Here is a 21,339-nt window from a genome sequence, read left to right as displayed (position 1 = left end):
AATTGTGCGATCGCACTTAACTATTTTGCACCTTGTTTGTAAAGAAACTGTAAAGCCCGCCAACTGTTATCAGAATTAGGATCTCGTTTGAGCAAAATTCTTTATACATAAGTCGGGATACAAATCAACCCGCCAAAGAAATGGATAAAAAAAAACGCCCTGATTTGAGGTAAAATGTTAAATAATTCTCTCTGCAGGACAAAGACAAGTGTCACTAAAACTGGATCAAGTAATTCCCTGGGGACGCTGCTTGGATGAATACATAGGAATGTTTAGCTTGACCTCAAGTGACCTCAAGCTAAACATTCTTGATTGTGCCGCCGGCCCGGCAAGTTTCAATGCCGAAATGACTCGCCAAGGTAAAAAGGTAATTTCTTGCGATCCAGTTTATCAGTTTACTGGGGTGGAAATTGGCGATCGCATCCAAGAAACATATCAAACTGTCATTGATGGGGTTAAGGCAAATCTAGACGGCTATCTGTGGAACAATTTTGAATCGCCGTACCAGCTAGGCGAAGTGCGAATGAAGGCGATGCAGGAATTTTTAGAAGATTTTCCCTCTGGTTTGCAGGAAGGCCGCTACATGACTGCTGAGCTGCCAGTTTTGCCTTTCGAGAACGGTCAATTCGATTTAGCTTTGTGCAGCCATTTCTTATTTGCTTATTCTCACCTGCTTTCGGAAGAATTTCATCTGGAAGCAATTACAGAAATGTGTCGGGTTGCGAAGGAAGTCCGGGTCTTCCCTCTATTGCAGAGTTTTAGCGGGGAGGAATCCGAGCACTTAAACCCGATCGTCACCGAATTGAAAAAGAGAAGTTTTAGTGTAGAAATTCAAGAGGCTCCTTATGAGTTTCAAAAGAGCGGTAATAAGATGCTGCGAATTAGCAAAAAAAGCTCAGCCGAAAAGTAAGCATAACTTATTCTTCGGGAAGGGAAACCAAATAACAGCCATTAATTCGCCAACTCTTATCCAACTGTTTTTCCATGAGATAAATGGCTCTGAGGGGGATATCTTCCGAGTCCAGCAACAGCACCGGCTGAGCGGGAATCCCTTCTACAGTGCCGAGGTTTTCAAATAATACCGAGCGCGGACGGTAGACAGCTTCATAGGCAATTTTTACCATGTGCATAAAGTTTTCGGCTGTGCGAAACTGCTGCTGAATTCCGGGACTGGCGAAGGAAAAAGCGAGCGCAGCATCGTCTTTTTGAAATGCTTGCAGTTGCTGTTCTACGACTGAGCGAATGGTAGCGCGATCGCTTTCACTGATGAGCATATTTTTAATGATTTGTCAACAGATGGGAGTGTGGAATAGTTACTATTATAGCGCTCCCACTTAAAGGCGATTGTGTGGCGGGATGGCTGGGAAGCTGTCAGGGCGATCGGGGTTTATTTAAACCCCCGGCGGACTACAGACATTAGCGGTAAAATTGGTTAAAGACTTTAAGAATTGTCAAAATGCTAAGCAGCGCCGCATAGAGGAAAACAGGGTCGGGGTGGGAATTTGCCAATGAAGAAGCCTTAGAGGATTTTGTCGAAGTTCACTTGCAAAGTTTGCTCGGTTTGACGGTCATTAAGCGGCAATTCACTGTCAACGAGCAAAGATGCGATATTATAGCGGTGGACGAGAATAAACGGTTAGTTGTGCTAGAGTTGAAAAACGGCGAAGATAGATAGGTCGTTCAGCAGTTAACCCGTGATTACGATGCTTTGTTAGAACACAAACCTTTTGCCGATCGCGTGGATTACGATCGACCAGTTCGCTTAATAGCAATTGCGCCAAAATTTCACAGAGATAATTTTACCGACAGGAAATATCACGGGCTATTTTTTCAGTTTTTGCAATTTGCGATCGTTCTTTCTGAGAACCACTTAAATTTACAACTGAAAGATGTAGATACTCAACATATTTCATAAGTATAAATTACATATCATCCAAGAGAAAGCACTGATAATATACCGAATCCACCCAGAGAGTTTCGGAATCTACTCAAGAAGTTTATTGATGACGAACAGCAGATAATCGGGAGAATATTCTCAGATTTGACACCCGTATGCAAGAAATAATTCGCTCTCAAAGCATTAGCTATGGTAAAGGTAAAAGTAAACTAGGCGCTCAGATTTGTGTAGATAGAAGAGCAAGGGAAGGTTATATTAGACCAGCACTCATGTTATGGCTACCTCTTTTCCCTTGCAGAGATAACTGTAACAGGGTTGGGAGAAGGGCGATTTATAACCGAAAGCAGAATGATGCTTTATCTCTTAGCAAAATAGATGAGTATTCCTATCTTCGCCACTGGCCGGTGGGTTCTCGTTATTCTGCTTCTGATTGGGAAGCTCAAACTTGGCATTTAAAACACTATGTAACTGAGATAACTCAGCCACACATGAATCTTATATTTTGGAGTTTCTAATTAATTTATCCTTGGGAAAGTGGCTACAAAGACTTTAAGCTTATTTCTCCGACACCACGTTTTCTTTAGTAATTCTAATCAAAAACCGTAGAGCTTCATTTACTGCTTCAGAATCGGGAAACATCTCTGCAACATCCGGTTCTAAACGAATATTAACACCACCAAAGGTCTTTCGTCCCGATCCTACCCTTCTTACACTCAACTTCCTCAAATCATATTCCGACCGAAGATCATCGTCCATCCCTGTTTCATCCTTCTTCATAAACTTCTCGCTCCACTCGTGTTACTTTCCTGGCGCTAATCAAACGAATAAAATCTGCTCTTTCTGTATACGACACTATCAATAAATTACCTTGCTGGGACTCTCCAACAATAATATAGCGATCTTCTTCATCAGAGTGATCCGGATCGTAGAAATCGACGTAGAGGGGATCGTCAAAAACCGTTCTGGCTTCCTCAAATGAGATGCCATGCTTGGACAAATTTACCGCAGCCTTGTTTTGATCCCACTCGAATTTCATAAAGAGCAAAAATCAGCATCTTTGATATAATATTACACCTAGAAGCAAAACTCAAACCAACTCATGCCACAAACAGTCTGGATCGCACGACACGGAAACCGCATCGACTTCGTTAACCCCGACTGGTTTCTCACCGCAGAACGCCCCTATGACCCCCACCTTTCCGAAGACGGTCACGTTCAAGCTAAACAACTAGCCAATCGCCTCAAAGGTGAAGGAATTTCTCATATTTTTGCTTCCCCTTTTCTGCGAACTGTCCAAACAGCAAATCACGCGGCCGAAGCTCTCGATTTGTCAATTAAACTAGAGTGGGGACTGTGCGAATGGCTGAATCCGGAATGGATGCCAGAAATGCCAGAAACTGAGTCCGTTGAAGCTTTGTGCAGGCGTTTTCCCAGGATAGATGCTTCCTACAAAGGCGGTATTGCTAATTATCCCGAAACTGGGGAAGCTTGTTTCAAAAGGGCGGGGGAAACTGCTAAACGCCTCGCGGCTGAGTTTCCCGAAGATATGTTATTAGTAGGTCACGGTGCGTCGGTTTTAGGAACTGCGATCGGGCTGGCTGGCTGTGTTGAAACGGAAATTAACGCTTCTTTGTGCTGTTTGGTGAAAGTGGTGCGGGGTGAGGGAGAATGGTCGATCGCACTTAATGGCGATACTTCTCACCTGAGTGACTCTGAAACGGTGCTCCGGTTTAATTAAAGTTAGATTCGTGCGAAAAATCGCATTTTATGCTATTTGTGTAAGGTGCGCCGAGGTGTACCCTACGTTAATTGGATTTGTGCGAATCTGGGTGTTATTGTTTAATCTCGATCGCAAATTTTAAATCTCAAATCTCAAATCGGTATGGCTGGACACAGTAAGTGGGCGAATATTAAACGCCAAAAAGCTAGAGTTGATGCGGTTAAAGGCAAGGTTTTTGCTCGAATATCTCGCGAAATTATTGTCGCGGCCCGCAGCGGAGTTCCCGATCCCGCTGGCAATTTTCAACTGCGGACGGCTATTGAAAAAGCCAAGGCGGCAGATATTCCTAATGAAAACATAGAAAGGGCGATCGCCAAAGGTGCCGGCTTAGCGGGGGGAAGTTCCGAATTAGAAGCTATTCGCTACGAAGGTTACGGCGTTGGCGGGGTTGCTATTCTAATTGAAGCGCTGACAGACAACCGCAACCGCACAGCGGCTGACTTGCGAGAAGCTTTTACTAAAAATGGCGGCAACTTGGGCGAAACTGGTTGTGTGGGCTGGATGTTCGACCACAAAGGAGTTTGTACTGTACGCGGCCCGATTGATGAGGAACAATTGTTTGAAGCGTCGCTAGAGGCGGCTGCGGAATCTTATGATTTGATATTAATTGATGAGGATACTGAAGGTGCAGAGGTATTTACAAGTGTGGCTCGTTTGGAACAACTGGCTGATGTTTTGAAACAAAAAAAATTTGCAGTTTTGCAGTCGGAAAATCGCTGGATTCCAAGCAATACAGTGGAAATAGACACTCCTGAAAAAGCTCGCTCGCTCCTTAAGTTAATGGATGCACTGGAAGATTTGGATGATGTGCAAAGCGTGACAGCTAATTTTGAAATGACCGATGAATTGATGTCTTCGGTCATGGTTTAATGCTTTAAAGATGAGGGATGGGGAGCGTCCTGCTGGCACTGCAAAAGACGAGAACTCGCCAGCGGGACGATGGCGCTACACTATTACCAGGAAACGAATCCCTATCTGTACGCGAGTGGGGAGTGTCAAATCCAACGCATTGCTGAAAAAGCTGCAATGAAAACGTCACCCCAAAGTAAAGCCATGCTAGATAACAACGAAAGCAAAAGAGACAGCACCCACTCACAAGAAGTTCTCTCAGTAACCGAAGTAGCAGAAACCAAGGATCGATCCAAATCGGAGGTGCAGGCTGAACCAGGGGATAAATCCAATTGGTTCGGTTCGGTGTTCGGAGCCGTCTCTGCAACGGCGAGTGCGGTAGGGAATGCGGTAGGGAATGCCGGAACTGCGATTGTTAATACCGCGAGTGCGGTAGGGAATGCAGCAGGAAGTGCTGGAGATGCGATTGTTGTTAATACCGCGAGTGCGGTAGGCAATGCTGGAAGTGCGATTGTTAATAGCGCGAGTGCAGTGGGGAATGCAGTAGGCAGTGCTGGAGATGCGATTGTTGTTAATACCGCGAGTGCGGTAGGCAATGCCGGAAGTGCGATTGTTAATACTGCGAGTGCGGTAGGGAATGCGGTAGGCAATGCCGGAAGTGCGATCGTTAATACCGCGAGTGCGGTGGGGAATGCAGCAAGCAGTGCTGGAGGTGAGATTGTTGTTAATACCGCGAGTGCGGTAGGCAATGCGGTAGGCAATGCCGGAAGTGCAGCACTCCAATTTCCCAATTTTTTGGATTCAGCCCTCGGTTTGATTTCCCAGAGTCCTATCCTGAAAAAACTCACTGAAAATTTCAAAATTGATTGGTTAGTCAGTGCGATCGATAAAGTTGATGTAGTGACTGCCGAGGGGCAAGTTCGAGAGTTGCAGCGCCAATATCCTCACGAGAAACCTCAAGAAATCGCACATCGCTTAATGGTGGAAAAAGCCTTGCTAGCTGCAGGAAGTGGCTTGGTTAGCAGTTTAGTTCCGGGCGCAGCTTTGGCATTAGCTGGTATGGATTTAGCGGCAATGACGGCGTTATCCGCCGAGTTGGTTTATCAAATAGCTGCCGCCTATGGAATGGATTTGCAATCGAGCGATCGCAAAAAAGAAGTTGTCGCTATTTTCGGTTTATCCTTGGGGAGCAATTTAGCGATCGAAGCTGGAGTTACGCTGGTCAGCAATATCCCCTTGGCGGGTGCGGTGATTAATGCTAGCGCCAGTGCGACAATGATTTACGCGCTGGGATACGGTGCTTGTCGGTTTTATGAAGCGCATCTCGATTCCTCGAAAATCGAAACCAAGCTCGAAGATTTACGAGAAGTCTTGCAAGCGGAAAGTGAGCAATATTTAGAGAAAGCGATCGCACAAGAAACGGTGATGGATTGGATTTTGGTGTATGTCGTCTATACCACCCAAAAATTCACCCGATGGGATGAGTTATTACCCCAATTACAAGCTGCCAATTTAAATCCCAAGTCTTTAGCTGAGATTGAATCTGTGAAAAATAAGTCTAAATTGCCTCCCAAGTTGGATATTTTACTCGAACAACTCGAACTCGACTTTGCCGAACCACTTTTAAAGCGATGCACTGAGATGATCGAGGCTGACGGTGAAATTAATGAACAAGAGGGAAAAATTTTGCTGACAATTCAACGGGCTGTTTTGAGCAAAAGAAAGCAAGCTCAAAAGCAAGCCTAGCCAACTTCTATCTAGAATGCGGTATCGGAAGCCACTGAAGCACAAACTGAAGTCTAAGCTAGATCGCAAACTCCCCCGTGCGTTCACGCCCGGAAATGTCAAATCCAATGCTCATAAACTGGCTCAAGCGAATGGGGTACAACTCTGGGACGATAACAGTTAATTGATTTAGTGATTCGAGCTAAAAAATAAGGGCTCTATGAACCAAGAATCCCCGTCTATGAAAGAGCGGGGAGTGTCATGTGAAACAAAAAAAATTTGCAGTTTTGCAGTCGGAAAATCGCTGGATTCCGGGCAATACAGTGGAAATAGACACTCCTGAAAAAGCTCGATCGCTCCTTAAGTTAATGGATGCACTGGAAGATTTGGATGACGTGCAAAGCGTGACGGCTAATTTTGAAATGACAGATGAATTGATGTCTTTGAGTATGGTGTAACGATCTAAATCACCAGATTTTTGCCATCCGCAAGACAAATCCCGGTAACTCTGGATCTGCGCTGACTGTTTCAGGATTATCTAAGATTTCAGGTTCGCGATCGGGACGGTAGATGTAGACTTTTCTGTTTTTGCGATCGAGCAAAAAGCCTAGCGATACACCGTTGTCAATATATTCTTGCATCTTGTTTTGCAATCCCTTGAGAGCGTCACTAGCAGACCGCAATTCAATCACAAAGTCTGGACAAATCGGTGCGAATGAGGCTTTTTGTTCTTCAGTTAAGGCATTCCAACGCTCTAGTTTAATCCATGAGGCATCGGGGGAGCGGGTTGCTCCATTCGGCAAGGTAAAGCCGGCACTGGAGTCAAACGTTTCACCCGTGCCATCTTGTTCTGCCCAGTTCCCCAATTGTAGGGCAATCTTACCGTTTCGATTGCCTGTATCTGAAAAAGCGGGTGACATAATGATAACTTCCCCACTGGCTGTACGCTCAATTCTCAAATCGCGATTAACTAGACAGAATTCATAGAACTGTTCAACAGTCATAGATTGGATCGCAGGGAAATTGACCGTCAGTGGGACGCTTTCGGTTTGAATTAGCAGCGTCGTCATAGTTTTTTCTCAGTTGGTGCAGGGGTGATAGAATACCTGGAGCTTACACTATTTTAGCTTGGCGATCGAAAGTCTTAGTCGATCGGGGAATCGGATGCTTGTATCCGTTTTTGGGCGGGGTCAATAATCTTTTTTCCCAGTCAGCAAATAAGTAACCATGTATCCCTTGCCCTTAACTTGAATGGCGCCGCGCTTCTGAAAAGTATATTTATCTTTTAATAGCTGGTAGGTTTCGGTGGTGACTTGAATGCAGCCAGTAATCCCGTGGGATTCCATGCGCGAAGCAATATTTACTGTGTCGCCCCAGAGGTCATAAATAAACTTTTTTAAGCCGATGACGCCGGCAACGACAGGGCCACTGCTAATCCCAATCCGAATGCTGAAAGGTTCCGAATGTTCTAAACTCAGGAGCCTAATTTCGTGCAGCATATCGATCGCCATGTTCGCAACCGCCTCGGCGTGATCCTCTCGGGGCGTCGGCAAACCGCCGACAACCATGTAAGCGTCACCAATAGTCTTAATTTTCTCCAAACCGTGGCGATCGGCCAAGTGGTCAAAAGCCGAAAAAATATCGTTAAGCACTTCCACCACCGCCGTCGCTGAAATTCTCGACGAAAGCTCTGTAAACCCCACAATGTCGGCAAACATCACAGTTACTTCCGCAAAACTTTCGGCGATATTGTGTTCATTGTCCTTCAAACGCAGGGCGATCGCTGCCGGCAAAACGTTCAGCAGCAGTTGCTCGGATTTAGCTTGTTCGAGTTCCAACTGTAGGTAAGCAGCCTGCAACTGTTCGGCTTGGCGAATTCTTTCTCGGGCTAGCTTTTCGATTTGGGCGGTGCGGCTCAAAGATGTCAGCATATATGTCACCGGAATCAGAGTCCACAGCATCCCCATCGTCAGAGTTCCCCAAGAGCGCCAGTGCTTGCGAATCCTGCGAATTTCCGGCGTTGCAGACACGTACATAGACCACTGGCGGCTGCTAATTTTCAGCCGCCTTCTGCAAGCTGTATAGTTCGGGCCTGGATTGTCAAGAATCGGGCAGTTTTGCATCAGGGCTCGGTCAACAGTGGCTGATGCTGGAAGGACTTGTTGGCTCGCGGATTGGAACTGCACCGCAAATTGCTGAATTTGGGGCTCAGCAGGGAGATTTTTGAGAACCGGGTTGCCCGTTTGGGGTAACAGCGACGGTGCTTCTTGCTTGTCTGGAGCCTCGCTAACGAGATAAATATTGAGGTAGTCGGTATTGCGTCCTTTTAAAGAGGTTTGGAAAATATCTTTGCCTCGAAATACGCCCAGAACAAATCCTTGTAGCAGTTGGCGACGCGATTCTAGGGTAGTGGGTTTACTGCTGTTTTCGTAAATCGGAACTATGGCCAAAAGACCCAGTTCCGGGGAATTGCCCTGAGTTAGGCCGATGTAGTTGGTGATAATCATTTCCCCTGTATCGCGCCCTCGATCGAGCGCGACGCGGATTTTTGGGTGGGAGGCGAGGTCAAAGCCTAATACTGTCTCGTTTCCGGCTGTTGGTTCGACGTAGAACGCCGGGAAGTATTCGGAACGCTGGAGGGCCTTGCGGAGTTCTCCTCGCGGGCCGCGCTCTGTAATCTCGAAGCTGGGCTCTGTTTCGGTTCTAGCTTTGGTTTCGTAGTTGCGCCGCTGCGAATTCGGGACGCGGGGGGCCCAAGCCAGGAGTTGCAGGCTGGGGTGGACGGATAGGGGCCGGGCGACAAACCGGGCAAAAGAGGAACGCTCGACGGCGCTGAAGGCTTTCATGTAGTCGCTGAGGGCTAGAACAGTATCGAAGTCGGAGTTGAGCTGGCGTTCGATGCCGATCGAAATATCGTCGATGCGACGCTGCATTTCGTAGTCGCGGCGCTTGTCTTCCCAGTCCCAAACCAAGGCGAATGCCAGAACCGACAGTCCGACACCCAAAGCCAGCGTCAACCCGGCTGGAATGTAGCGAGACCAGGATAAAGGTAGTTTTTTCAGCATAATTGCCTAGCGAATAAGGGCAGCAGATTAGCACACCGCTGAGTGCGATTTGTTCCGGCCTCTGAGTGCGGTTAATTCAAAACCCTGATAACTCAAGCACCGACGGCAATTGGGAATTAAAAGTTAGATATTTAAACTTTTAGATTAATGGACGATCGCTCAGCAGGGGATTTCAATCCAGAATTCCGCTCCCTGGCCGGGCGCTGAGATGCACCGCAGGCTTCCCTTATGTTTTTCTACCACAATCTGATGGCTGATGGATAATCCTAAGCCGGTTCCAGCCCCTACGGGCTTGGTGGTGAAGAACGGGTCAAATAGCCGCTTGCGAACGTCTTCGCTCATTCCCGGGCCACTGTCGGCGATGCAAATTACAATGCGATCGCAATCACTGAGCTGGTTTTTACTGTGGCTTTTCAGGTCAGCTTTTTTCATCAGGGTGCGAATCACGATCGTCCGAGGTTGCGGTTGGCTTTCTAAAGCGTCGATCGCATTGCTGATAATGTTGAGAAATACCTGGTTTAACTGCCCCGCACAACAGTGAATCTTCGAGATTTTTCCGTATTCTTTAATAATTTCAATCCGGCTTTTTTTACTTCCATGATGCAATCGGTGCTGCAAAATTAACAGCGTACTGTCAATTCCTTCATGAAGGTCTACCAACTTCATTTCTGATTCATCCAGTCGCGAAAAATTCCGCAGCGATAACACAATTTTACTAATTCTTTCTATTCCTACTCTCATGGAGTTTAGCATCCTGGGCAAGTCTTCCTTCAGGAAATCGAGCTCTAAGTCCTTAACTTTTTCAGAAATCTGAGCAACTGGGGACGGGTAGCATTCCTGGTAGAGATTCAATAGCTCTATTAAATCGTGAAAATAGTTGTATGTGTGAGAAATATTGCCGTTAATAAAAGTTGCGGGATTGTTTATTTCGTGGGCGATGCCAGCCACCATCTGACCGAGGCTAGACATTTTTTCGGATTGAACTAATTGGATTTGAGCGTGTTGTAGCTGTTCGTAGGCTTCTTGCAATTGGGTTGCTTGTTTTCTCAATTGAGATTCTGAAGCTTGGAGTGCTGCGGCGGAAATTTTGCGGTTAGTTATATTTTCAATCATCCCTAATTTGTAAATAGCTTTTCCTTCGGCGTCTCGAATCAAAGTAGCTGTCACGTTTACCCAAACAATTTTACCTGTAGCGGCAAGCTGGCGGATTTCAATTTGATAGCTATTAGTTTCTCCCCGCTCAAGATAATGAGCAACTTCGAGGTTTTTTGAATAATCTTCGGGGTGCCCAAGTTCTATAAATGTTTTGCTCAGCAATTCTTCGGCGGTATATCCCAGCATTTCGCAGTAAGTTTTATTGACTCGCACTAACTTGTTATCGTCTAAATTGGCTAAGTAGATAGCGATGGGTGCATCTTCAAAAATTGTGCGAAATAGTTCCTCGCTGGCCCGGACTTGAGCTGCTAGGGAAAGCCTATCTGTGATGTCTTCAAACGTAGACAAAATGCCGACAACATTGCCGGAATTGTCGTGTAAAGGTATTTTATTTGTATCCAGACAGCACTGGGTGCCGTCGGCTTGCATTTTGGATTCTATGATGTGATATTCTGGGGTGTTTGTTGCCATGATGCGACGGTCGCAAGCTCGAAAAATTTCGGTTTCTTCGGGCTTCCAAGGCATATCGAAGTCGGTGAGACCAGCGATTTCACTGGGGTGATTGAAACCTGCGACTTTGGCAAAGTTTGTGTTGCCTCCCAAGTAAACTAAATCTCGATCTTTCCAGGCAATTAACTGAGGGATGTTGTTGATTACCGACCACAGCATATTTTGGGATGTTTGCAAGGCTTCCGTGCGTTCTAGGACGCGCTTTTCAAGTTCTTGATTGGCTTGTTGCAGGGCCATTTTTGATTCGCTGAGGGCGATTTCTGCTAGCTTGCGATCGCTGATGTCGATTGTCACCCCTTCCCACAGTATATCGCCCCCAGGTTGCGCTTCCGGGCGGGCAATGCCGCGAATCCATTTCAGTTTTCCCGATGGCGTTACGAGCCGCCCTTCATATATCCAAGGTTTTAAAGTTGCGCCGGAAATTGCGATTGATTCTAAAAGGACTTTTAGGTCTTCTGGATGCACCGTTGACCACATTAAATCCGAGTTTTCTTGAACTTTTTCTGGATCTAATTCGTAGAGTTCCCAACAGCCTGAACTGACATAAATGAATTCATCGGAACCGTCGGGATGCAGCAAGTATTGATAAATCATTCCCGGCACATTGGCGGCCATTTTTTGGAATCTGGCTTCGCTTTGCCGCAGTGCTGATTCTGCAAGTTTGCGATCGCTAATGTCAATCAACAAGCCGTCCCAAATAATGTCATCTTTCTCGCCGGGTTCTGGCCGGGAAGCCCCGCTAACCCACTTAATCCGATCGCCCGCAAAAACAAATCTGCCTTCCCACCGCCAAGGCTCTAAAGTTTTAGCAGAGATAGCAAGAGATTCCTGGAAGCTTGGCGCATCCTCTGGATGAATCATTTCTAGAGCGGGAATAGCTGAATTTTGGAGTACCTCTGGTTCTAGTTCCCAGAGTTCGCGGCAGCCGGAACTGACGTAGGGGAATGACATAGTGCCGTCTGCTGCTAACTGAAATTGATAAATCATCCCGGGAACGTTGGCGGCTAGTTTTTGAAATCTCGCTTCGCTTTGCCGTAGTGCTGTTTCTGCTTCTACGCGGGCGGTAATATCGTAAAATGCCGATAAAATTGCTGCTTCGCCGTTAAAATTAATCGAGCGCATCGACATTTTCACCCAAAACAAACTGCCGTTTGCTTTCCTAAGGCAGATTTGTTCGCTGTCGCTAAAGCCGTTTTGTTTGACTAATTCTATCAATTGACGGCGGTCATTGATATTGGCATAAAGTTCAATTTTTTTGCGTCCGATAAGTTGTTCGGAACTCAAACCTAAACTTTCCCCGAGGGCAGGATTTGCATACAAAATAACGCTGTCTTCTAGGCGCGTAATTGACATGGGAACGGGAGTCACAGTGGCGATCGCCCGCAATCTTTCTTCGCTTTCTTGCAGGGCTGTTTCGGCTGCTACTCTTTTGCTAATATCGTTCTGAACTCCGATAAAATGAGTTAATTTTCCCTCGTTGTCTAGGATGGGCGAAACGATTAATTCGTTCCAAAAAGGAGTTTTGTCTTTGCGATAATTTTTTAGAACTACCTGAATTTCCGTTCCCGATCGCAAGCTGCTGCGGAGTTTATCTAATTCGGCCCGATCTGTATCGGGGCCCTGCAAAAATCGGCAGTTGCGTCCAATAACTTCTTGGGCACTGTAACCGGTCAGTTTCTCAAAAGCAGGATTGCAGTAGATAATAGGTATGTCAGGCCTGCGAGCATCCGCGATGAGGATGCTGTTGCTCGACGCTGCGATCGCCCGCTCTAGGAGAGACAGGTGGAAAGAGTCTGTTGTCATCTGTGGCAATATCCAAATTCCCAGGGAGGGGACAGAACAATAAAAATTTATAAATAGCTTGAGCCATTCTTATTCTATAATTTTATTTTCAATTTAGCTTTTTTAACAAAGTCAGCAGCCCACAAAAGCCGACGGGGGAGACGACTAATACCATTTTAGATTTTAGATCGGCAATGACTGATTCCATTATGGTTTGGACTACGGGCAGACAATTGCCTTCTTTTTGGAAATGACGACTAATACCATTTTAGATTTTAGATTTTAGATCGGCAATGACTGATTCCATTATGGTTTGGGACACGGGCAGACAATTGCCTTCTTTTGGGGAATTTAGTATAACCAAAGACATTCGGCACTTATCCAGAAAACAGAAGGTGAAAATAGCGAAGGGGGAAAGAAAACAGAAGGTAAAAATACTGATATTTTCAACTTTTTTTCTTCTCCTCCTTTCATCCGGCTCGTCAACCCTTTTAAATTGACAAGCTGATGGAAGAACCCTGAGCAGTTTTGCTTACTTCAATCCTGGCTTGAAAAGCTTCTTTCAGGTGGGGCATATGGGTAACGGTGAGGATGCAGGCGAAGTCGGAGGCTATCGCATTAATTGCAGCAATCAGCCGATCGCACCCTTCAGCATCCTGAGTTCCGAATCCCTCATCAATAATCAACATTTGCAAAGCCGTGCCCGCCCGCTGAGACAGCAGTCTCGCCAGCGCCAGCCGAATCGCAAAATTAATCCGAAAAGCTTCACCGCCCGAGTAAGTTTCGTAGGCGCGAGTACCGCGAGCATCAGCAATTAAAATGTCTAAGGTGTCAATCAATTTAGTTGCTTTTTTAGAAGCAGCAGCCCGCTGAGTAATAAATTGAACGTGCAGTTGATTCGCGCTCAATCTCGACAATATCTGATTGGTTTCAGCTTCAAGTTGAGGCAAAACATTTTCAATCATTAAAGCTTGAATGCCGTTTTTACCAAAGGCTTGACCCAACTCTTGATAAACTCGCTGCTGGCGTTTTGCAACTTGCATTTGCTCTTTTTGAGCTACTAGCTGAACTTGCAGAGTTTCTAGATTTTGTTGCTGCTGCTGGAGGCGTCCGAGGCTTCCCAAATGTTGGTCTAGCTGCTGGCGGCGGCGACTGATTTGCTGTTCGATCGCACTTATGCGGGCTGTGGGATCGGGATGTTCTTGCAATTGCTGGTTCATCGCTGAAGTTTGAGCGCTGACAGCTTGCAAATCTCGATCGCGCACGGCGATGGAATTTGCTATTTCATTAACGCGCTGCAGCACTTGCGGGTACTGCTGAGTGGCCGCTCGCAGTTTTTCGGCGCGGGCGATCCAAAACTGCGATCGGCGCATTTCGCTCCGCACGTGTTCGTGCTGCTCCAAATTATAGCCAACTTCCGCAATGTATCTATCTAAAGACAGAATTTGCTGCTGTATTTCCGAGCTATTTTTTTGCTGTTCTAACTGTTGCTGTACTGTGGCTAATTGAGTTTGCAAATCCGGGCGGCGGGCATTAATTTTATTCAGTTTCTGCTGAGCGTCTTTGATTTGAGCTTGCTTAATTTCCGCCCACCGCAAGCGCTTTTCATCGCTGCGGGCGAGGGAGTGGCTGCTATCGCTGTAATTGAGCTGTTGCAGTTGCTGTTCGATTTGCTTTAGTTGGTCCAAATCATCGGCTGCATACTCGCCGGTGCGTAGCAACCGCTCTATTTCTGCCGCGTCTTGACGCATACTTTGCAGGCGGTTTTCATCTTGGCCGAGGCTATCTAATTGTGCTTGTAAATGACTGCGGCGTTCCCGCAATTCTTGGTAGGGCGCTAATTCCTCTTCTAGTTCGCGGTATTCATGTCTGAGAACTTGAATTTCGCGCTCGGAGACGGCCAACTGTTCGCGGACTACCCACAGTTGGTTCCAGATTTCCTGCTGTTGGGTGTGGTGTTTTGTGACTACCAAGTTCCAGTAGTGTTCGTCTAAAGGTCGATCGCACAAAGGACAATTGCCAAAATTTGCATCCCGCACCATTAAAGGCGAATTCGATGGCTCGTTTTCCGCAAAATTCGAGGCTTTATCTTCGCCTGCGGTTTTTTCTCCTTCATGTTTCCGCAGCAGTTGCAGTTTTTGGTCGATCTCCGCGAGTCTGGTTTGATAGTCGCGGCTTTTGGCTTGCAGGTTTCCTAGAAAGTCGTGCCTTTCTTGACCTTTTTCGCGGACTCGCTGCTGATAAACTCGCTTGTTTTCCAACTGCAAAATTTGATTGGCGATGGCCGAGATTTCCTGCTGTAATTGCGGTTGTCGCTGCTGCTGCTGAACTTGCACCTGTCGGTTGATTTCGTCTAAGCGGGCGGTTAAACCGGCGCGGGCGCGATCGAGCTTTTGTTGCTTTTGCTGCTGCTGTTGTAGCAGCGGCGAAACTTGCAGTTGCAGTTGCTCTAGTTCGTTGAGGCGCGATCGAACTGCTTGCAACTGTGCGAGTCCTTTATCAACCTCCGGCTGCTGTTTGAGAATCTCCAGAACATCTTTTTCATCTTGTTCTAAAACCTCTAATTGAGCTTGCAACTGCTGAATTTTGCTTTGCAAAAAGCTCAGTTCTTGCCGTTGCTGTTCTTGCAATTGCTGGCGCTGATTTTGGGCTTGTTGGTTTGCCTTAAATTTGCCCGCCAGAGTTTCTTCTGTGGCTTGCAAGCTCTGGAAATACGCGATGCCTGCTGTTATTTCCTTTTCTTGCCCTAGGAGGGCTTGCAGCTCATTTTGCTGCTGTTTGGCTGCGCTGAGTTCTTGCTGCAAGCGGCGGCATTCTTGAGTGATATTGTAGTGCTGTTGCTGGTGGCCGGCGAGGAGTTTTTGCCAAGTTTGGCGGTTGTGGTGCTGGAGTTGCAGTTGCTGTAACTCGGTTGTATCGGCTTGCTGCTGCTGCTGGAGCAAATCGGTTGCTTGCTGCAATTGAGTTTGTTCGGAGGCGATGGTCTCTTTTTGTTGCAGTTGCTCTTGTACGGTTTGCAAACTCTGTTTGAGCACTTCGACTTGAGCTTTAAATTGTTTGGAGGTATCTTTGGCTTGTTCGGATAAAGTATCGTAGGAGTCGAGTTTGAGCAGGTTGGCTAAAACTTGTTTGCGTTCGATCGGCTTTTTGAGCATAAATTCATCAGCTCGCCCCTGCCGCAAATACGCCGAGTTGATGAAAGTATCGTAATCTAGTTTGATGTGTTCGAGGATTTTTTGCTGAGTTGTTCTCAGGCCCTTGTCTGTGAGCGTGCGAAAATTAAGTTTTTCCTCGGTCACGGCTGAATTCAAGCTGACTTGAAATTCCACACTTCCCGATTGTCCGCGCCGCCGGTTGCGAATCACCCGGTAGATTTGGCCGCCGGTGGAGAAAGTGAAATCAACGCGCACATCAGTTTCGCCAATGTGGATGATATTGTCTTCCGTATCGCTGCGACAACAGCCCCAAAGTGCCCAGCATATGGCTTCTAAGAGGGAGGATTTGCCAGCACCGTTAGGCCCGCAAATGCAAGCAGTGTGCAGGCCGCGAAAGTCTAAAGCAGCTTCGCGATAGCTGAGAAAATTTTTGAGTGTAAGTTGTATAGGAATCATTTAGGCCATCGCGCCATACAATCTATTTATAAATAACACTATTTGTACGCTGTTGCCTAGTTATTCAATCCAGATCCAGAACAATTGTCAGTGCTTCTGCAATTTCTTCCATAATTGTCTCGGACAGGGTTCCGAGTTGTCGGACCAATCTTTGTTGGGAAACGGAACGGACTTGAAAAGTATCAGCGGCGGAGAGTTTCGCCAAGCCATTTTCTGATGTCGGTTCGAGCTGCACCATCCAATCAAGTGGGGAAAAAAGATCGTTCCATGCTGTAATTGGAACAATTACTTTGAGCCGCAAATTTCCCACTTCATCATCGCTGACAACCACAACAGGTCTAGTTTTGCCAATTTCATCTCCCACCGTTGGATCTAGTCTGAGAAGCCAAATTTCGCCCTTACGCATTAGTTTCTACCCCTGCGCTCAGGTATTCTTCCTCGGAATCGAAATACGGTTCGCTGTCGGGCGACCACAAATCGTGCAGCGGCCCTCCTGGTTCATACAAAGGAACTGCTGCTTCTGCTGCTGCTCTGAGTCTCCGCTTTCTCTCGGCTTTGCGCTGGGCTTTTTCTTCTATTTCTTCTCGCATCATCCGCGAAGCTGCTTCAATGATTTCTAGGCGTTCTTCTGCTGTCAGGTTTTTGAGTGCTGCTAAGATTTCTGTTTTGGTCATGATTTTTTCGGGTGGTGGGTGAGAAAGTGCGATCGATCCCATATCTTGCACCATTTTCAAGAACAGGCTTTCCGGCCTGTTCCACAAAGAGTGAATTTGATTGTGGGATGGGCATCCTGCCCGTCCATAAAGAGCTTATTGAATATGACGCAACATCTCAGATCGATCCAACCATCATTATATCTTTCACAAAAATCAATCTCGGCGCTCTCTGCTTGTGGCGTACCCTACATCGATCGCATAGGCAGATTTTCCATCATCAAAAAGGGTTGACTGTATTCCTACAGCCAACCCCACGCCTATTTACTTGTCCTGCGTTTGCTCAAACAGCAACACTACCTGGCAACATTAGGGAACGTATAGCCGACACCGACTAACAATCCCGCTTCAGCTCCGTCGATAAAACCAAGATTCAGTCCCGCTGTTGCTGTAAAATTTCTCGACAGCGGCACATCTACACCCCCTGAGATCAGGAAGCCAAAATGACCGTCCTTGCCGGTAGAAACTATCACGCCAGCACCTGCATAAGGAGCCGCAGTAATCACAAATTCCTCGCTGACTTCGACGGCATTTTGAGATACAAAATCGAAGGTAAGGGGAACTAGAACAGTTAACTTGTCGCGCAACAAAAGAGTCGGTCTCACCGACAAATTGTTCGTCAAACCGATTTTGCTAATAATCGTAAATGAACCTTCGCCTAACGCTGTAGCTCCGCCAAAACCTAGATTCCCGCCAATGCCGACGTAGCTGGGCCCAGAACGGGTGGCTCGGCCTGGTCGGATTGGAGTTCCTTGAGCCACTTTTTCAGTTGCTTCTGAGGCAGTTGCCGGTTTTTCAGCAACTTTCGGTTGGTTTGTCAATGCTGAGGCGGAAGTGCTGACAGGATTGCTCAACACTTCTTGTGCTGTTTGGGCTTCTTTTTCTTCCTTCGTTGCTGTTACTTCCAGATTATGGCTCTCGGCAACAATTGAGGTAGGTCGATCGCTCTTTTTGGCAGTCTCGACTGTTGACTGCACTTCGACACCATTATCAGCAATTTTAGCAGTTTCTTCCGAATTTTCAGTTTCAGCAGCAATAGAGGTATTTTGCGCTGTTTCTGTCTCAGCAATTTCAGATGTTGCTGCTTCCGATTTTTCGGGTGCAGCAATAGATACTTGCAAGTTGGCTGCCGGTTCAGAGGCGACTGGCTCTGCCGCTTCTGTTAGTTCGCTCCAAGTGATAGAATCAATTTTTTTATTACTAGCCGTTGTTTCTGCGTCGGGCTTAACTGCTGAAGTTGCTGTCGGCTCAGAAATTTGGTCAATATTTTGAGCGGCTATTGTTGCAGTTGTAGCGACATCGGGCAAGTTGCCAGTTTCAGCTTTCGCTGACATGGTACTGCAACAAACAGCTAAAGCTGCAAGATTTATTAACGCAAAAGTAGACTTGGAAAATAGACTATTCATAGATACTCCTCAATGAAGGGTGTGTTAAAAGTGTAAGTGTTTGAGGGCGACCGTCAAGAGCTTTCCTAAAAAAAGACACAAATATGAGTTGTGTTGTTCCTAGATTGCCATTTTACCGTTGAATAGTCAACTCTCAAGCTGATTAGATTCAAGAACGGACGGTGGGTTTAGAGGCTAATTTTAATTTACAGATCGATCGCCAAAAAATCAATCCTAGGGATGATTGCACCCTTGCTCCTGTTTAATTGAGAGGTCGATCGCGCGTCTGGCTGGCCTTCTACAATAGTGTACTTGGGGGCGCTGCACTCGCAGCCACGCCGGAAAAATCCGGTTTTTGAGGGCGCACCAGCTCGAAATCAAGAGACAACAAGCTTTCAAAACAGTTTTGGCAGCCCCGCCGTCCAAAGCAAGTGCAGTTAAAACAACGCGATCGGCTGCTGCACAGTCCGTGACAATTAATGTAGAATAATACCACCGATCCGAGAAATATTTGTGGCTCGATCGTATCAAAATTACTGAATATTATGAAAATTGTGTAAAATTTAGTGTTCTATTTGTAAATTTTAGCCTTCGCTTTCGCTCAGGGTCTGACCATCTAACAACAGCACGCAACTAAACAAGTAAAAAAATACAAATTATCTCATCTCAACCTGACTTTATGAGCAAAGTTCTAGTCATTTTAGGCGAATTGAGCGATCGCGACATCGATTGGATGCTCGCCAACGGCACCCGCACCCAAATCCTCCCCGGCACAACCCTCATCACCGAAGGTAAGCCATTAGACGCCCTGTACATAGTTCTGGAGGGAACTTTGAGCGTTGCTGTATCATCTTTGGGCGACAAAGAAATTGGAAAAATTATTGCCGGGGAAGTTTTGGGCGAAATGTCTTTTGTAGACGGGAGGCTTCCTTCTGCTACCGTCACGGCAATTGAAGAGTGCCTCATCCTGTCAATTCCGAGGCGGCTGCTAACTGAAAAACTAGAGCAAGACGTGCTTTTTTCCCTGCGGTTTTATCGGGCGATTACCAAATTTCTGTCGTCGAGACTGCGGGGTACAGTCCAGCGCTTCGGCGATGATAGTGATGGTTTAATATATCAAGAGCCCGACGACGAGGGGGCTATCCCGGAAAATGTCGAAAATCCAGATTTGGCGGCATCGAGATTTCAATGGCTGTTGGAGCGTTTGAAGGGGAGTTGAAGGAAGAGGGAAGAGGGAAGAAGGAAGAAGGAAGAAGGAACAAGAGAAAAGAACACCTCTTTTCAATTTCCAATTTCCAATTTCCAATCCCCAATTACAATTAGAAAACATATTTTTCAGCGACGCGCCAATAGCGGGAAAAACGCTTCAAATCAATGTAACCATCGTAGCGGACAAAAGGTTCGGGTGGCAAAACTTCTACAGGGTGCGATCGCTTAATTTCCCGGCAAATATCCTGAAACCGAGGACTGGGACTTTCCGCAGTCACCACTTGATTCGCGCCGGATTCTTTAGCAAAAGCTATAACTTCCGCAGCCACATCGCCCCGCCGAATAACTACCGGCAACTCCAGCAAACATTCGTAAATAAACACCATTCGTTTGAGACTCAACTGCCATTCATCAATGAGCGCGTCATCCCAAACCCAGATTGCCGGTGCCTCTGGGTGCGCTTTAAAAGCCGGGCCTTCAGGACTCAAACAGTCGCCGTGCAGCCAAATAATCGGATTGTTCATAAATTGGGAATTGGGAATTGGGAATTGGGAATTGGTAATTGGTAATTGGTAATTGGTGTTAAATCCGTTAAATCCGAAGAAAGTGAATCGGTTGCCGAACTTCCTTAATTTTTCCGGCGCTTTTGAAAGTCTTGCCAACTTTTAGAACCGCCGCTGCGACCGACCTTTTCTCCATGAGGAAACAACTGCCCTTCCAAATATTCGTAAGTTCCCTCAAAATCGCATTGCCCGTACATAGGACAATCGCGACAATAAACAGCCTTAGTGTAACGCTCCAAATTTTCCCGATTAAAAAAATAAGGTTTGTGACTAAAAGTGCTTGCTACCCACTGCCAAGAAAGATTATTGCTCGCCGGATCTCCATCTAGCAAATGTTGCAAAAACCAGCGAGCTCCGGCTTGCCAGCGCACGCGGCGCCAGTGTACCAGATAAGCGGCAGTCCACATCCGCTGGTGATTGTGCAAATAACCAGTTTCTCGCAACTCGCGGCTGAAACTGTCGATGCAAACCAAACCAGTCGATCCCTCGATGACATCCTCCGGCAGAGTTTCGCTGTAATCTTTAGCAGTGTAGCCAGTTTTGTAGGGTTCCCGGTCTTGCCAAATCCCGTTGCCCAATTCCGCGTACAGTCGCTGCCAATAATCCCGCCAACCCAACTCGTTGACGAGTTTTACGGCCTCTTCTCGATGCCGCACCTTCTCCAGCACGGCATCCCGGACTTCCGCCAGACTCAAAACTCCGTAGCGCACATAGGGCGACAAGCGGGTTATCGCACCGTTGAGGAAATTGCGGGTTGAGGCGTACTTGCCGGGATCGACTTGTTGCAGGGCTGTCTCGGCTGCTTTCCGCCCGCCTGGGGTTGGGGGTACGCTGCTGTCCCGGGCGGCGGCTTCGGGGAACTGTTCACGCACGTAGGCAATTAATTCGTCGCGGCTGGCAAATTCCCGCTTCATGTCCTGACTCATTGTTTTTTCAAGCGCCTGCTATTCTTTCCTCATGTTAAAGCTATTTGTTGGGGCGTGCCTGCCCGATCGCCCTAAATTGCTTTTCGCTCCTGGTAATACCAATTTTACATGAAGTTGCATAGAATAAAGATAATGTTGAGAGGTGATGAGTTATGGCACGTCAACTGAT

19 protein-coding genes and 1 pseudogene are annotated in these 21,339 nt (G+C 46.7%); 7 read left to right on the top strand and 13 right to left on the bottom strand.

Annotation, left to right across the window (positions count from 1 at the left end; translation table 11 throughout):
• The first annotated feature begins 208 nt into the window (after positions 1-208).
• The gene (locus tag QUA71_RS10955) at positions 209-910 is read left to right on the top strand and encodes a class I SAM-dependent methyltransferase (protein WP_333284805.1); all 702 of its coding nucleotides are present in this window, start codon (positions 209-211) and stop codon (positions 908-910) included.
• 7 nt (positions 911-917) lie between these two features.
• Here the strand turns inward: QUA71_RS10955 and QUA71_RS10950 are convergent, their stop codons facing one another.
• On the bottom strand, positions 918-1,274 hold the full coding sequence (locus QUA71_RS10950; protein ID WP_333284803.1) for a DUF4864 domain-containing protein: 357 nt from the start codon (positions 1,272-1,274) through the stop codon (positions 918-920).
• A 434-nt stretch (positions 1,275-1,708) separates the two neighbouring features.
• On the opposite strand from QUA71_RS10950, the gene QUA71_RS10945 reads away from it, so the two are divergent.
• A complete protein-coding gene (locus QUA71_RS10945; RefSeq protein WP_333284802.1) occupies positions 1,709-1,915 on the top strand; it encodes a hypothetical protein in 207 nt (68 codons plus the stop codon).
• A 537-nt stretch (positions 1,916-2,452) separates the two neighbouring features.
• On the opposite strand, the gene QUA71_RS10940 is transcribed toward QUA71_RS10945, so the two are convergent.
• Together QUA71_RS10940 and QUA71_RS10935 are read right to left on the bottom strand one after the other, a co-directional pair.
• Positions 2,453-2,674, bottom strand: coding sequence for a hypothetical protein (locus QUA71_RS10940; protein ID WP_006631027.1), 222 nt, complete (start codon positions 2,672-2,674; stop codon positions 2,453-2,455).
• The gene (locus QUA71_RS10935; RefSeq protein ID WP_333284799.1) at positions 2,661-2,933 is read right to left on the bottom strand and encodes a BrnT family toxin; all 273 of its coding nucleotides are present in this window, start codon (positions 2,931-2,933) and stop codon (positions 2,661-2,663) included. Before QUA71_RS10935 ends, QUA71_RS10940 begins: the two co-directional genes overlap by 14 nt.
• A 63-nt stretch (positions 2,934-2,996) precedes the next feature.
• Here QUA71_RS10935 and QUA71_RS10930 point away from each other — a divergent pair, with 63 nt between their 5' ends.
• The 4 genes and pseudogenes from QUA71_RS10930 to QUA71_RS10915 form a co-directional block, all read left to right on the top strand.
• Positions 2,997-3,635, top strand: coding sequence for a histidine phosphatase family protein (locus tag QUA71_RS10930; protein ID WP_333284797.1), 639 nt, complete (start codon positions 2,997-2,999; stop codon positions 3,633-3,635).
• 144 nt (positions 3,636-3,779) lie between these two features.
• Entirely contained in the window at positions 3,780-4,547 is a 768-nt protein-coding gene (locus QUA71_RS10925; RefSeq protein ID WP_333284795.1) for a YebC/PmpR family DNA-binding transcriptional regulator, read from the top strand.
• Between the two features lie 156 nt (positions 4,548-4,703).
• A complete protein-coding gene (locus QUA71_RS10920) occupies positions 4,704-6,272 on the top strand; it encodes a hypothetical protein (RefSeq protein WP_333284793.1) in 1,569 nt (522 codons plus the stop codon).
• Between the two features lie 257 nt (positions 6,273-6,529).
• A pseudogene (locus tag QUA71_RS10915) lies at positions 6,530-6,709 on the top strand (YebC/PmpR family DNA-binding transcriptional regulator); the annotation flags it as partial.
• A 9-nt stretch (positions 6,710-6,718) separates the two neighbouring features.
• On the opposite strand, the gene QUA71_RS10910 reads toward QUA71_RS10915, so the two are convergent.
• The 8 genes from QUA71_RS10910 to QUA71_RS10875 all read right to left on the bottom strand — a co-directional run bounded on the left by QUA71_RS10910 (position 6,719) and on the right by QUA71_RS10875 (position 19,003).
• Positions 6,719-7,321, bottom strand: coding sequence for a Uma2 family endonuclease (locus tag QUA71_RS10910; protein WP_333284791.1), 603 nt, complete (start codon positions 7,319-7,321; stop codon positions 6,719-6,721).
• 120 nt (positions 7,322-7,441) lie between these two features.
• Positions 7,442-9,316: an adenylate/guanylate cyclase domain-containing protein gene (locus QUA71_RS10905; protein WP_333284789.1), complete on the bottom strand. Its 1,875-nt coding sequence runs from the start codon at positions 9,314-9,316 to the stop codon at positions 7,442-7,444.
• A 159-nt stretch (positions 9,317-9,475) separates the two neighbouring features.
• Positions 9,476-12,784 (bottom strand): PAS domain S-box protein, encoded by a 3,309-nt coding sequence (locus QUA71_RS10900; protein WP_333284787.1) that lies wholly within the window; start codon positions 12,782-12,784, stop codon positions 9,476-9,478.
• A 470-nt stretch (positions 12,785-13,254) separates the two neighbouring features.
• Positions 13,255-16,374: an SMC family ATPase gene (locus QUA71_RS10895; RefSeq protein ID WP_333284785.1), complete on the bottom strand. Its 3,120-nt coding sequence runs from the start codon at positions 16,372-16,374 to the stop codon at positions 13,255-13,257.
• A gap of 64 nt (positions 16,375-16,438) precedes the next feature.
• The gene (locus QUA71_RS10890) at positions 16,439-16,780 is read right to left on the bottom strand and encodes a type II toxin-antitoxin system PemK/MazF family toxin (RefSeq protein ID WP_333284782.1); all 342 of its coding nucleotides are present in this window, start codon (positions 16,778-16,780) and stop codon (positions 16,439-16,441) included.
• Positions 16,773-17,102, bottom strand: coding sequence for a hypothetical protein (locus QUA71_RS10885; protein WP_333284921.1), 330 nt, complete (start codon positions 17,100-17,102; stop codon positions 16,773-16,775). The genes QUA71_RS10890 and QUA71_RS10885 overlap by 8 nt, the downstream gene beginning before the upstream one ends.
• Before the next feature lie 281 nt (positions 17,103-17,383).
• On the bottom strand, positions 17,384-18,421 hold the full coding sequence (locus tag QUA71_RS10880) for a hypothetical protein (RefSeq protein ID WP_333284781.1): 1,038 nt from the start codon (positions 18,419-18,421) through the stop codon (positions 17,384-17,386).
• A gap of 285 nt (positions 18,422-18,706) precedes the next feature.
• Complete coding sequence (locus QUA71_RS10875) at positions 18,707-19,003, bottom strand: hypothetical protein (protein ID WP_333284779.1); 297 nt, start codon at positions 19,001-19,003, stop codon at positions 18,707-18,709.
• A 148-nt stretch (positions 19,004-19,151) separates the two neighbouring features.
• Between QUA71_RS10875 and QUA71_RS10870 the strand changes: the two genes are divergently transcribed.
• Positions 19,152-19,691, top strand: a complete 540-nt coding sequence (locus tag QUA71_RS10870) for a cyclic nucleotide-binding domain-containing protein (protein WP_333284777.1) — start codon at positions 19,152-19,154, stop codon at positions 19,689-19,691.
• A gap of 100 nt (positions 19,692-19,791) precedes the next feature.
• Here the strand turns inward: QUA71_RS10870 and QUA71_RS10865 are convergent, their stop codons facing one another.
• The gene (locus tag QUA71_RS10865) at positions 19,792-20,343 is read right to left on the bottom strand and encodes a hypothetical protein (protein ID WP_333284775.1); all 552 of its coding nucleotides are present in this window, start codon (positions 20,341-20,343) and stop codon (positions 19,792-19,794) included.
• Complete coding sequence (locus tag QUA71_RS10860; protein WP_333284773.1) at positions 20,310-21,170, bottom strand: FAD-binding domain-containing protein; 861 nt, start codon at positions 21,168-21,170, stop codon at positions 20,310-20,312. The genes QUA71_RS10865 and QUA71_RS10860 overlap by 34 nt, the downstream gene beginning before the upstream one ends.
• Positions 21,171-21,339: the final 169 nt, after the last annotated feature.

It is taken from the genome of Microcoleus sp. MON1_C5, assembly GCF_036701875.1.
GTDB lineage: Bacteria > Cyanobacteriota > Cyanobacteriia > Cyanobacteriales > Microcoleaceae > Microcoleus.
The sequence above is the reverse complement of the archived record's forward strand: the minus strand, read 5'-3'. Positions and strand labels throughout refer to the sequence as shown.

Excerpts from the sequence above, each read along its gene's own strand:
- QUA71_RS10920 (WP_333284793.1), top strand. The coding sequence starts at position 4,704 with ATGAAAACGTCACCCCAAAGTAAAGCCATGCTAGATAACAACGAAAGC.
- QUA71_RS10925 (WP_333284795.1), top strand. The coding sequence starts at position 3,780 with ATGGCTGGACACAGTAAGTGGGCGAATATTAAACGCCAAAAAGCTAGA.
- QUA71_RS10900 (WP_333284787.1), bottom strand. The coding sequence starts at position 12,784 with ATGACAACAGACTCTTTCCACCTGTCTCTCCTAGAGCGGGCGATCGCA.
- QUA71_RS10885 (WP_333284921.1), bottom strand. The coding sequence starts at position 17,102 with ATGGTGCAAGATATGGGATCGATCGCACTTTCTCACCCACCACCCGAA.
- QUA71_RS10935 (WP_333284799.1), bottom strand. The coding sequence starts at position 2,933 with ATGAAATTCGAGTGGGATCAAAACAAGGCTGCGGTAAATTTGTCCAAG.
- QUA71_RS10870 (WP_333284777.1), top strand. The coding sequence starts at position 19,152 with ATGAGCAAAGTTCTAGTCATTTTAGGCGAATTGAGCGATCGCGACATC.
- QUA71_RS10860 (WP_333284773.1), bottom strand. The coding sequence starts at position 21,170 with ATGAGTCAGGACATGAAGCGGGAATTTGCCAGCCGCGACGAATTAATT.
- QUA71_RS10950 (WP_333284803.1), bottom strand. The coding sequence starts at position 1,274 with ATGCTCATCAGTGAAAGCGATCGCGCTACCATTCGCTCAGTCGTAGAA.
- QUA71_RS10905 (WP_333284789.1), bottom strand. The coding sequence starts at position 9,316 with ATGCTGAAAAAACTACCTTTATCCTGGTCTCGCTACATTCCAGCCGGG.
- QUA71_RS10930 (WP_333284797.1), top strand. The coding sequence starts at position 2,997 with ATGCCACAAACAGTCTGGATCGCACGACACGGAAACCGCATCGACTTC.
- QUA71_RS10895 (WP_333284785.1), bottom strand. The coding sequence starts at position 16,374 with ATGATTCCTATACAACTTACACTCAAAAATTTTCTCAGCTATCGCGAA.
- QUA71_RS10880 (WP_333284781.1), bottom strand. The coding sequence starts at position 18,421 with ATGTCAGCGAAAGCTGAAACTGGCAACTTGCCCGATGTCGCTACAACT.
- QUA71_RS10910 (WP_333284791.1), bottom strand. The coding sequence starts at position 7,321 with ATGACGACGCTGCTAATTCAAACCGAAAGCGTCCCACTGACGGTCAAT.
- QUA71_RS10940 (WP_006631027.1), bottom strand. The coding sequence starts at position 2,674 with ATGAAGAAGGATGAAACAGGGATGGACGATGATCTTCGGTCGGAATAT.
- QUA71_RS10890 (WP_333284782.1), bottom strand. The coding sequence starts at position 16,780 with ATGCGTAAGGGCGAAATTTGGCTTCTCAGACTAGATCCAACGGTGGGA.